This is a genomic window from Microvirga sp. TS319 (genome assembly GCF_041276405.1).
Taxonomy (GTDB): Bacteria; Pseudomonadota; Alphaproteobacteria; order Rhizobiales; family Beijerinckiaceae; genus Microvirga.
The window spans coordinates 2667519-2678770 of the sequence record NZ_JBGGGT010000002.1; the positions used below are offsets into that span (position 1 = coordinate 2667519).

Sequence of the window (11252 nt, forward strand, 5' to 3'; positions counted from 1 at the left end):
GCGGCGTTACCCTAACAGATCCCGCAGCGCGCGCATGAAGACCCTCGCCCCGATCGGGATCAGATCGTCCGGGAAGTCGTAATCGGGATTGTGAAGCGCCGCGTGGTTCTCGCCGGAACCGAGGAAGAACATCGCGGCGGGCGCGTTCGCCCCCAGATGCCCGAAATCCTCGGAAGGGCGCATGGGCAGGTTGCCCCGATCGTGGGGCACGCCCTCGGCATCGAGGGCACGGCGCAGATGCGCCACCGCCTCGGGTGCGTTCTCGCAATGGCGGAAGATGTCGCTGTAGGAGACCGCGACGGACAGGCCGCCCGCGCGGGCCGCATCCTCCGCCAGGCGCTCGGCCTTGGCGACAAGGGCGTCCATCCCGGCATCCGTGAGCGTGCGCAGGGTCGCCCAGACCTCGCCATGGGCGGGCGCGATCCCGAAGGCCGGCTCGCCGATCCGGGCATGCGTGACCGTCACCATCGCGAAGCTCTCGTCCATGGGGCCGCCGCTCCCGAGGGCGGTGAGAGCCGGCATGAGACGGGCCACGGCATCGACCGGCGACAGCCCCGTCTCGGGCATCGAGGCATGGGCCGTCTTGCCCGTGAGCACGATGCGCATGCCCCGCGAGGCGCAGCTCACCGGTCCCTCGATCAGGGCGGCTTTGCCGAACCGCATGCCGGGCAGGTTGTGAAGGGCGAAGACCACATCCGGGGCGATCTCGCGAAATTTCGGGTCGGCGACCACGGCCGCCGCGCCCGCTCCGGTCTCCTCGGCCGGCTGGAAGAGCAGGACGGCCCGGCCGCGCTGCGGACGCCGGCGGCTCAAACCCAGAGCGAGCGCCGCGAGGATCGCCATGTGTCCGTCATGGCCGCAGAGATGCGCCTTGCCCAAAACGCGCGACCGGTGCGGCGCCTCGGAGATCTCCTCGATGGGCAGGGCGTCGAGCTCGGCGCGGACCATGACGGTGGGACCGGGCTCGCCTCCTTCGAAAATGCCCGCAATCCCATGCCCGCCGAGCCCGGTGACGATCCGGTCGGCACCGGCCGAGGCGAGGAACGCCCGGACCGCGCGGGCCGTCTCGGCTTCCTCGCCCGATATCTCGGGATTGCGATGCAGCTCGCGCCGCCACTCGGTCAGCGTGACGACGTCCTGATTGGTCAAGAACATGAGAAGGTCTCCACCTCGCTTGCGAAACAGCTCGCCCGAGCATTTTTCGGACGGGCGGATGCGGTTCGCCGTCCAGAATTGCCGATGAGCCAAAGACAAGGAGCCAATTCCGGGTGCGTGGACAACAGCCAGATCAGGCTGTCCCGGTCTCCCGGCCGGCCGCGATCGCCTGCTCCGCCAGATGCAGGGCCGATGCGCGCGAGCGCGCCCCGCAGATGAAGCCGCTCGGATGGCAGAAGACGCCGTCCGGAATACCGGAGGCCTTCGAGAACGCCTCCTCCTGCAAGCCGCGCCACGCCTCCGGCAGGGAAAGCCTCTGGCCGAAGGAACTCGGCTCGGGCGGGACCGTGCGGCAATACCAGGAGGTCGAGTCCTCGTTGGGATAGATCACGAAGAGAAGATCCGTCAGCCCGCTCCCGAACACCGCCTTCTCCCAGGGGAGCTTCCGGTCGAGGACGATGACGCGTGGGTCCTTCGCTTCCTTCGCGGCCTTGAGCACAAAGGCCGTCGCGCGGGCTTCCGCATGGGCCTGGCGGCAGGCCCGCTGCAGGATTCCGTGCGCGAGCCCGACCGCCTCCTCGAAAGCCTCGTCGTAGGTCTGCGTGCTGTCCCATGTGGGATTGAAGGCCTCGATCAGCAGGGCAAGATGGCTCGGGGACACAGTCGCGACGCCGTTATCCGTCAGATCGATGGGAAGAATGATGCTGGCATCGACGTCCTGCCACACGCAATCGCGTTCCCCGTCGTCGATACCCGGCACGAAACAGGACAGGGCGGCCCTGCCGTAATCGCGCCAGATCAGGCCGACCGAGCTGTAGGGCGTGCCGTCCTCGCGCCGGGGCAGATCGCGCATGTGATGATCGTAGCGCCTGCGGGCGGGATCATAGACCCCGCCGACGTCGAAGACGATATCGGCCGCGGCGATCAGAGCCGTGTCGCGGGTGCGGACGAAATCGAAGTCCCCGAGGGCGGCACGCAGGACGGCCGAGGCGAACACGTCATCCGCGTGGAATGTCCCGCTATGGGTTACGACCTTCATTCTCTTCCCGTATTCCTTCTTCCCGTCGGCACATCGAGAACTGTGCGACTCCGGTTTTGCAACGCCCGGAACAGCCACGCTGCGGACGGACCATATAACCTTATCACGCGCGCCTGCGATAGCGCCGATGGATCTGAATAGTCATTTTCCTGGTTATGGCGAAGGAGTTCTTTCGAGTGAGATGACGCGTTGCCCGCGTGCCCGTCGCTTGACCTTGCCACGATAGGAAGGTCCAGAACTCCCAGAATCCCCACCTAGAAAGGATTCCGTCATGTTCCGTTTCCACGTTCCAGAGATGGCCTGCGGCGGCTGCCTCGCAGCGGTTACGAAAGCGATCGAGACGCTCGATCCGCAGGCGCAGATCGACGGCGACCTTGAACATCGCACGATCGCGGTGACGTCGGACAGCCCCGAGGCGGCGCTGCTCGCGGCGTTGGACAAGGCCGGATATGCGGCCAAGCCTCTCTCGGAAGCTCTCTGAAGCCGCCCGGATCGCTCCCTGTCAAACGAACCTCGCCCTCATTCCACACAAGGATAATGAATATGCTCCTACGCTCTCTTCTCGTCGCGACTGCCGTCGTCGCTCTGCCATCCCTTGCGACGGCGCAGGGGGCCGGTCACAGTGGCCACTCCATGCCCATGCAGACGCAGCGATCCACGGACACCCCTGCCACGAAGGAATACCGCGAAGCGAACGCCAAGATGCACCGGGACATGGACATCCCCTATACGGGCGATTCCGATATCGACTTCGTGCTCGGCATGATTCCCCATCATCAGGGCGCCATCGACATGGCCAAGGTGGCCCTGCGCAACGCCAAGGACGAGCAGATCCGCAAATGGGCGACGGACGTCATCCGCGAGCAGGAACGCGAGATTGCCGAAATGCGGGCCTGGTTGAAGAAAAAGGGCATTCAATAGGGTCTGGGCGCCCCGGTTCCCTGTGGGTATTGTCGCTTCGACGGAGCGGCCGTTTCCACCTTGGCAGTGTCAATCCGGCCCTGGAGCGTGTACAGAAGCGTCGCTGCGCACTTGTGGGGAGTTCTCTGCTTCGAACGAGAGGGCTCGTGCGTTAACGGGTATCCCTTGCGGGCGACAGGAAAGGAAAAACCATGTTCACGCTTACAATCAGCGACAAGCCGATTGCCATTACCAATGCCGATGAGGAGGAAGCCCGCGAACTCCTCATGAGCGAGGATTTCAAGGAAGACCTCAAATATCTGGAGAGCGAAGGCGCTCCGATCTGGGACGGCTTCGCCACGCTCAATGTCCGGCCTTCGACCGACGAGGAGAAGGCTGAATTCGAGGATGCGGATTTCGACGACGAGGACGACGAGGACGATGATGAGGAGGACGGTCCCTACATCATGTTCCTGGTCGATGTGACCGATCCCGACGAAGTCGAGGACGAGCCCTAAGCCCTCGCGGTGAAAGGCGTTTTCAACAAAGCCGCGCCCGGATCGTCCGGGCCCGGCACCCCGTCGAGCGAAAGGGCTGGAACAACCCCTCAGCTTGACCGTTCCGACCATGGATTCCTCTCTCGCAACCGAGACGGCACATGGTTCCTCGGTTCATCTCTCTCCTTCTCTTGTTCCTTTCCCTGCCGGCCATGGCGGCGGAGCTCGCGCCCGTCCGCCTCGGCCTCGTGACGTTCGGCACCGTCGCCTGGGAGGCCGACACGATCAGGCGGCACAAGCTCGACGAGACGAACGGCATCGCCCTGTCCGTGACCGAGTTCGCCGCCGACGAAGCCGCCAAGATCGCCCTGCAGGCCCAGGCTTTGGACCTGATCGGCGCCGGTGATGCCAAGGTCCGCATCCTGCTGAAGGAAGGATATCGCGCCGGCATCCTCGAAAAATGGGGCGGCGACGAGAGACGCGGCGCCGGGCTGCTCTACAATGTCCTGGTAGAGAGACGGCGCGCCTCGGCGCGACGGTCCTTCTCGTCGCCCATTCCTGGCAGGAGGCTGCCGCCCTGAGCTGCCGCATCGTCATTCTCGAGGGCGTGCCCGCGGGAATCGTGCAGGATCGACCCTTCATGCCGCCGAGGGCCGCCGAATGAGAACCCTGCTCCTTCTGATCGGTCTCGTCCTGGCTGTGCCTGCCCTGGCGCAGGACAAGGTGCTGAGCGTTGCAATCGTAATGCGGGCAAAGCCGCCCTCGCAGCCGGTGTCCCGCCTGGACGACGTCGTCACCGACGAGGGCGCGGCAGGAGCCCGCCTCGGCATCGCCGACAATCAGACCACGGGCCGCTTCACGGGGCAACGCTTCGTCCTCGTGGAGAAACGGCTCGACCGGGGCGACGATCCGGCGCTCGCGATCCAGGCGCTCGCTGACGAAGGCATTAGGTTCGTCATCGCGGCGACGGATGGAGCGACGCTTGGGACGCTCTCGCGGGCGGCCGCGACCAGGAACATTCTGCTTCTCAATGCAGGCGCCCCCGACGACAGCCTTCGCAACGAAGCCTGCAGCCGGGACACGCTTCACACGCTGCCGAGCCGCGCCATGATCGCGGATGGGCTTGCGCAATATTTCGCGTTCAAGCGCTGGAAGCGCTGGTTTCTGGTGACGGGCCGGCAGCCGGGCGACAAGGAACTCGCAGAGGCCTACAGGCTGGCCGCGCGCAAATTCGGCATGGAGATCGTGGCCGAGAAGGAATGGACCTTCCAGCCCGGCAACGGCCGCACCGATACGGGGCACGTGCAGCTCCAGACCGAAATCCCCGCCTTCACGCAAGGCCCCGATTACGACGTGCTCGTGGTGGCGGACGAAGCCGACGAATTCGGCGACTATCTGGAGGGGCGCACCGCCCGCCCGCGCCCCGTCGCGGGGACGCACGGCCTCGTTGCAACCGGATGGAGCCCCGTCACGGAGCAGTGGGGCGCGACCCAGCTGCAGAACCGCTTCGAGAAGCAGGCGAACCGGCGGATGACCGCGATCGACTATGCCGCCTGGGCCGCCGCGCGCGCCATCGGCGAGGCCGCCTTCCGGTCGAGGAGCAGCGATCCGGGCACCATCGAGGCCTATATGCGAAGCCAGGATTTCCTGCTCTCCGGCTTCAAGGGACAAGGCCAGGGTTTTCGCGAATGGGACGGGCAGATGCGCCAGCCCATTCTCATCGTGAACCAGCGGCTGCTGGTCTCGGCCTCGCCCCAGCCGGGCTTTCTGCACAAGGGATCGGAGCTCGACAGCCTGGGAACGGACAAGGACGAAAGCCGATGCAAATTGTGAAGCACAGCCTCCTCTTCTGCCTCATCTCCGTCTCGATGCCGGCCGCAGCGGAAACCGTTTACGTCTCCAACGAGCAGGACAACACCATCTCGGTCATCGACGGGAAGAGCCTGACGATGACCGCGACCATCGCGGTCGGGCGGCGGCCGCGCGGGATCGCCCTGAGCCATGACGGGGGGAAGCTTTATGTGGCGGTCGGAGACGACGACCGGATCGACGTGGTGGACCTGAAGACGAACCGTGTGGAAAGCGCGATTCCCTCGGGGCCGGATCCTGAATTCTTCGCCGTCCATCCGGATGGGCGGCGACTGTTCGTGGCGAACGAGGACAACAACCAGGCCTCGGTGGTGGATCTGCCCAAGCTCGCGATCGAGCAGGAGATCGAGGTCGGCGTGGAGCCGGAGGGCGTCGGCGTGAGCCCGGACGGGCAACTGGCCGCCGTGACGTCCGAAACCACCAGCATGGTCCATGTGATCGATGCGCAATCGCTGGAGCTGATCGACAACGTCCTCGTCGACACGCGCCCGCGCATGGTGCTGTTCTCTCCCGACAGCAAGCAGATCTGGGTCTCGTCGGAACTGCGCGGCACGGTCTCGGTCTTCGACGCCGGGACGCGCGAGCCCCTGGCGAAGATCGGCTTCGAGGTGCCCGGGGTTTCGCGCGAGCTGGTTCAGGCGGTCGGCCTTCAGCTCACCCCCGACGGATCCCGCGCCTATGTGGCCCTCGGGCCGTCGAACCGGGTCGCGGAGGTGGACGCCAGGACGTTCAAGGTGCTGCGCACGTATCTCGTGGGTCAGCGGGTCTGGCACATCGCCCTCTCGCCCGCGGGCAAGCGCCTCTACACGGCCAACGGCAATTCGAACGACGTCTCCGTGATCGATCTCGACGACCAGAGCGTGATCAAGAGCATCGGCGTCGGCCGGTCTCCTTGGGGCGTGGTGGTGGCGCCGTGACGGCCCTCGTTCTCGACGACCTGAGCCATCATTTCGGCAAGCGGCGCGCCTTGAGCGAGGTCGGCTTTTGCGTGGAGCCGGGCATGTTCTGCGTGCTTCTCGGCCCCAACGGCGCCGGGAAGACGACGCTGATCTCCCTGGTCACAGGGCTCTACGCGGCCCGTCACGGCGACATCAGCGTCCTGGGATATCGTCTGCGGACCGAGCCCCTGAAGGCCCTCGCCCAGCTCGGGGTGGTCTTCCAGGCCTCCACCCTCGATCTCGATCTGAGCGTGTCCGAAAACCTGCTCTATTTCGGCTCCCTGCACGGGCTCTCGCGGCGAGACGCCAAGGAGCGCTCGGCCGTGGAACTCGAGCGCTTGGGGATCGCCGAGCGCATCGACGAGAAGGTGCGCAACCTCTCGGGCGGCCTGAGGCGGCGGGTCGAGATCGCCCGCGCGCTCATCCATCGCCCGCGCGTGCTGATCGTCGACGAGGCGACGATCGGGCTCGATGTGCCGACGCGGCGGGCGCTGCTCCAGCATGTCCGCGTCCTCTGCCGCGACCAGGGCCTGAGCGTCCTCTGGGCGACCCATATGCTCGACGAGGTCGAACCGGGCGACCGTCTCGTCGTCCTCCACCAGGGCCGCGTGTGCTGGCAGGGACAGGCGCAGGATCTGTCGCTCACCGCCTCGGACCTGTCCGAAGCCTTCGTCCGCTTGACGGGGCAGGCCGCATGAGCGCGCTCCATGCCTTGCGCGCCCTGAACGGAATTGTCCGCAGGGAGAGCCTCAAGATCCTCGGACAGCACGGACGGCTCGCCGCCTCCATCGTGCGCCCTCTGGTCTGGCTCGGCATTTTCGCGGCGGGGTTCCGGTCCGTCCTCGGGCTTTCCATCATCCCGCCCTATCAGACCTACATCCTCTATGAGGTCTATGTGGTGCCGGGGCTCGCGGCCATGATGCTGCTCTTTCACGGCCTGCAGACCTCGCTCTCCATGGTCTACGACCGGGAGATGGGCTCGATGCGCGTTCTTCTGACGGCGCCCCTGCCCCGCTGGTGGCTTCTCGCCGCGAGGCTGATCGCCAACACGATCTCGGTCGTTCCGATCGTCTACGTCTTTCTCGCCCTTGCCCGCTTCTGGGACGTTCGCCCGCCGCTCCTCGGCTATGCCGCCGTCCTCCCGGCCCTTCTCGTCGCCGGGATGATGCTGGGCGCTTTCGGGCTTCTCCTTTCGGCCTTCGTGAAGCAGCTGGAGAACTTCGCGGGCGTGATGAATTTCGTGATCTTTCCGATGTTCTTCGCCTCGACCGCGCTCTACCCGCTCTGGCGTCTCGACGAGGTGAGCCCGCCCCTGGCCCTGATCGCTCAGGTCAATCCCTTCACCCATGCGGTCGAGCTGATCCGCTTCGCCCTCTACCTGCGCCTGGAGCCGACCTCCCTTGCCGTCTGCCTCGGCGCATTCGTGGCGTTCCTGAGCGCGGCCGCCTGGGGGTACGATCCCGGACGCGGACTCTGGGCCCGCAGGGCTCCGGCCTGAGAGGAACATACCTGTCCGAGGATCGTTAAGCTCGGCGATTATCGGGTGTGAGGTTGTGGGGATGCACCGAGGCTTGGCCGTTCTCCGCCGTGGTGCCGTTCAGGCGTTGTTCTCTCTGGCTCTGTGCCTTCCCGCCCTCGCCCAGCAGCAGCCCGTTCCGACGCCGCCGCCGGCAGCCGCTCCGAAGGACGACGGCCAATGGACCATGCCGGCCAAGAACTACGCCAGCACCCGCTACAGCGAACTCGACCAGGTCAACACGGATAACGTGAAGAACCTGAAGGTGGCCTTCACGTTCTCGACCGGCGTGAACAAGGGGCAGGAATCCTCCCCGCTCGTGGTCGGCTCCACCATGTACGTGCTCACGCCGTATCCGAACATACTCTATGCGCTCGACCTGTCGCAGCCCGGCGCGCCGCTGAAATGGCAATACAACCCGAAGCCCGATTCCGCCGCGCAGGGCGTCGCCTGCTGCGACGTGGTCAATCGCGGCCCGACATTCGCGAACGGCAAGATCTATTTCACGACCCTCGATGCCCACGCGGTGGCCGTGAACGCCGATACCGGCGAGGAAGTGTGGAAGACGAAGCTCGGCGACATCAACATGGGCGAGACCATGACGATGGCTCCCCTCGTGGTGAAGGACAAGGTGATCGTCGGCATCTCCGGCGGCGAATTCGGGGTGCGCGGCTGGATTCAGGCGCTCGACGCCAATAGTGGGCAAAGCGTCTGGAAGGCCTATCACACCGGCCCCGACCAGGACGTGAAGATCGGCCCCGGCTTCAAGCCGTTCTACGACACCGACAAGGGCAAGGATCTCGGCGTCAGCACCTGGCCGCCGGAAGCCTGGCAACAGGGCGGCGGCACGGTCTGGGGCTGGATCTCCTACGATCCGGACCTGAACCTCATCTTCTACGGCACCGGCAATCCCGGTCCCTGGAACCCCAATCAGCGCCCCGGCGACAACAAATGGACGGCCGGAATCTTCGCGCGGGACCCCGATACCGGCGAAGCGCGCTGGTTCTATCAGACCGCGCCCCACGACCTCCATGACTGGGACAACATCAACGAGATGATCCTGCTCGACATCGAGTGGGAGGGGCAGCCGCGCAAGGTGCTGGTGCATCCGGGCCGCACGGGCTTCGTCTATGTGATCGACCGCACCACCGGCGAGGTTCTCTCGGCAAAGCCGTTCCACGCGCTCACCGCGGTGACGGGCGTCGATCTCAAGACCGGCCGCATTCAGTACAACTCCGACAAGGAGCCCATCAACAACCGCGTCGTGCGCGACATATGCCCCACGGCGCCCGGCTCGAAGGACTGGAATCCGAGCGCCTTCTCGCACAAGACCGGCATTCTCTACATCCCGCATATGAACATGTGCATGGATTGGGAGAGCGTGGAGCCCAACTACATCGCCGGCACGCCTTACGTGGGGGCGGAGGTGCGCATGTTCCCCGGGCCCGGCGGGCATATGGGCGAGTTCTCGGCCTGGGACATCCGCGAGGGCAAGGAGCTCTGGACCATCAACGAGAGATTCCCCCTGTGGAGCGGCGCCATGGCGACGGCGGGAGACCTGGTCTTCTACGGCACCATGGACGGCTGGTTCAAAGCCGTCCATGCCCGTACCGGCGAGGTGCTGTGGCAGTTCAAGACGGGTTCCGGGATCATCGGGCAACCCACCACCTATCGCGGCCCCGACGGCAAGCAATATGTCGCCATCCTGTCCGGCGTCGGCGGCTGGGCGGGCGCGATCGTGTCGAACGATCTCGACCCGCGCGACGGCACGGCCGCGAAAGGCTTCGTCAACGCCATGCGCGACTTGAAGGATGTCACGACGAAGGGAGGAACGCTGTATGTCTTCGCGCTTCCCTAGAGCATCGGACCCAAAAGTGGATTTGCACTTTTGGGACAGATCCGATGCTCGCTTCCTAAATGAGCGCATCGTTCCGGCGAAAAACCGGGGCCACTTTTTCGCACGATGCGCTGGAACCATCCTTGTCGCGGCGCTGCTGACGGCCGGTGCCGCCGAGGCCCGCGAGCTCAGGGTCTGCGCCGATCCGAACAACCTGCCCTTCTCCAACGACAAGGGCGAAGGCTTCGAGAACAAAATCGTCGATCTGATCGCCCGCGATCTGAACGCCATGCTCAGCTATACCTGGCGCGCCCAGCGCAGGGGGTTCCTGCGCGAAGGGCTGAAAGCGGAAACCTGCGATCTGGTGCCGGGCCTTCCGAGCAACATCGAGGGCGTGCGCACCACCTTCCCCTATTACCGCTCGTCCTATGTCTTCGTGACGCGCATGGACGAGGCTGCGCCGCAATCCTTCAACGATGCGGTTCTTCGCAAAGTGAAGGTCGGCGTGCAGCTCGTGGGCGACGACGGCTGGAACACGCCGCCCGCCCATGCCCTCTCCAAGCGGGGCATCGTCGAGAACGTGCGCGGCTTCAGCCTCTATGGCGATTATCGCGAGCCGAACCCGCCGGCCCGGATCATCGAGGCGGTGGCCGATGGAACCATCGACGTCGCCATCGCCTGGGGGCCGCTCGGCGGCTACTTCGCGACGCGGGAATCCGCCCCGCTGAAAGTCACGCCGGTCAGGCCTCTCTTTGACGGCCCTCAGCTGCCGATGGCGTGGGACATCTCCATGGCGGTCCGGAAGGAGGACGATGCGCTGCGCGACGAGATCGAAGGCGCGCTCACACGCCTGAAGCCGCAGATCGACGCCATTCTCGATGAATACGGCGTTCCGCGCCTGGACCGGCCGTCGAAACATACGGGGACCCGGCCATGAGGGCTCTCTGGTTGTTCCCGCTCGCGGTGCTTCTGCTCACGGCCTGCGAGCGCGAGAAACGGGAATTCCGTCCGCCGCAGATGTCGGGGGAGACTGACGAGGAGATCACCCTCTCGTCGATCTCCGCCGGTTCGTCGCCCCCCACGCAGCGGACCTCGGGCAAGGGCCAGGAATACGAAGACAACGCCTATCACATCAGCCAGGGCCAGAAGCTCTATCACTGGTTCAACTGCAACGGCTGCCACGCCAATGGCGGGGGCGATTCCGGCCCGGCGCTGATGGACGACCGGTGGATCTACGGCGGCTCGATCGAGAACATCGTGCAGACGATCCGCGAGGGCCGCCCGAACGGCATGCCGTCCTTCCGCGGCAAGATCCCGGACGATCAGATCTGGGAGATTGCGGCCTATGTGCGCTCCATGGGCCGCTACACGCCGAAGACCGCGTCGCCGGGACGCAGGGACGCCATGAGCCCGGGCCCCGCCGAGCAGCGCCGCCCTCCGGCCGAGATGCACCAGGGCGGCATGATTCCGCCATCCGCCCAGATGCCTCAGTGAGGCCATG

At 65.6% G+C, this 11252-nt stretch carries 13 protein-coding genes; 11 read left to right on the plus strand and 2 right to left on the minus strand.

What is annotated here, in order from left to right:
* Window positions 1-6: 6 nt before the first annotated feature.
* On the minus strand, window positions 7-1155 hold the full coding sequence (locus AB8841_RS21960) for an amidohydrolase (RefSeq protein WP_370437914.1): 1149 nt from the start codon (window positions 1153-1155) through the stop codon (window positions 7-9).
* 133 nt (window positions 1156-1288) lie between these two features.
* Window positions 1289-2194 carry an MYG1 family protein gene (locus AB8841_RS21965; protein ID WP_370437915.1) on the minus strand — a complete coding sequence of 302 codons (906 nt, stop codon included), beginning with the start codon at window positions 2192-2194 and terminating at the stop codon, window positions 1289-1291.
* Between the two features lie 271 nt (window positions 2195-2465).
* On the opposite strand from AB8841_RS21965, the gene AB8841_RS21970 reads away from it, so the two are divergent.
* From AB8841_RS21970 to AB8841_RS22020, 11 genes are all read left to right on the plus strand, one after another.
* Entirely contained in the window at window positions 2466-2675 is a 210-nt protein-coding gene (locus tag AB8841_RS21970; protein ID WP_370437916.1) for a heavy-metal-associated domain-containing protein, read from the plus strand.
* Between the two features lie 62 nt (window positions 2676-2737).
* The gene (locus AB8841_RS21975) at window positions 2738-3115 is read left to right on the plus strand and encodes a DUF305 domain-containing protein (RefSeq protein WP_370437917.1); all 378 of its coding nucleotides are present in this window, start codon (window positions 2738-2740) and stop codon (window positions 3113-3115) included.
* 191 nt (window positions 3116-3306) lie between these two features.
* The gene (locus AB8841_RS21980) at window positions 3307-3612 is read left to right on the plus strand and encodes a hypothetical protein (protein WP_370437918.1); all 306 of its coding nucleotides are present in this window, start codon (window positions 3307-3309) and stop codon (window positions 3610-3612) included.
* Between the two features lie 140 nt (window positions 3613-3752).
* Window positions 3753-4172 carry a hypothetical protein gene (locus AB8841_RS21985; protein ID WP_370437919.1) on the plus strand — a complete coding sequence of 140 codons (420 nt, stop codon included), beginning with the start codon at window positions 3753-3755 and terminating at the stop codon, window positions 4170-4172.
* Between the two features lie 79 nt (window positions 4173-4251).
* The gene (locus AB8841_RS21990) at window positions 4252-5424 is read left to right on the plus strand and encodes an ABC transporter substrate-binding protein (RefSeq protein ID WP_370437920.1); all 1173 of its coding nucleotides are present in this window, start codon (window positions 4252-4254) and stop codon (window positions 5422-5424) included.
* Entirely contained in the window at window positions 5412-6377 is a 966-nt protein-coding gene (locus tag AB8841_RS21995; protein ID WP_370437921.1) for a PQQ-dependent catabolism-associated beta-propeller protein, read from the plus strand. Before AB8841_RS21990 ends, AB8841_RS21995 begins: the two co-directional genes overlap by 13 nt.
* Window positions 6374-7096 carry an ABC transporter ATP-binding protein gene (locus tag AB8841_RS22000; RefSeq protein ID WP_370437922.1) on the plus strand — a complete coding sequence of 241 codons (723 nt, stop codon included), beginning with the start codon at window positions 6374-6376 and terminating at the stop codon, window positions 7094-7096. Before AB8841_RS21995 ends, AB8841_RS22000 begins: the two co-directional genes overlap by 4 nt.
* Entirely contained in the window at window positions 7093-7896 is an 804-nt protein-coding gene (locus AB8841_RS22005) for an ABC transporter permease (RefSeq protein WP_370437923.1), read from the plus strand. Before AB8841_RS22000 ends, AB8841_RS22005 begins: the two co-directional genes overlap by 4 nt.
* A gap of 61 nt (window positions 7897-7957) precedes the next feature.
* A complete protein-coding gene (locus AB8841_RS22010; RefSeq protein ID WP_370437924.1) occupies window positions 7958-9772 on the plus strand; it encodes a methanol/ethanol family PQQ-dependent dehydrogenase in 1815 nt (604 codons plus the stop codon).
* 67 nt (window positions 9773-9839) lie between these two features.
* Complete coding sequence (locus AB8841_RS22015) at window positions 9840-10688, plus strand: substrate-binding domain-containing protein (RefSeq protein ID WP_370439341.1); 849 nt, start codon at window positions 9840-9842, stop codon at window positions 10686-10688.
* Window positions 10685-11245, plus strand: a complete 561-nt coding sequence (locus tag AB8841_RS22020; protein ID WP_370437925.1) for a cytochrome c — start codon at window positions 10685-10687, stop codon at window positions 11243-11245. Before AB8841_RS22015 ends, AB8841_RS22020 begins: the two co-directional genes overlap by 4 nt.
* Window positions 11246-11252: the final 7 nt, after the last annotated feature.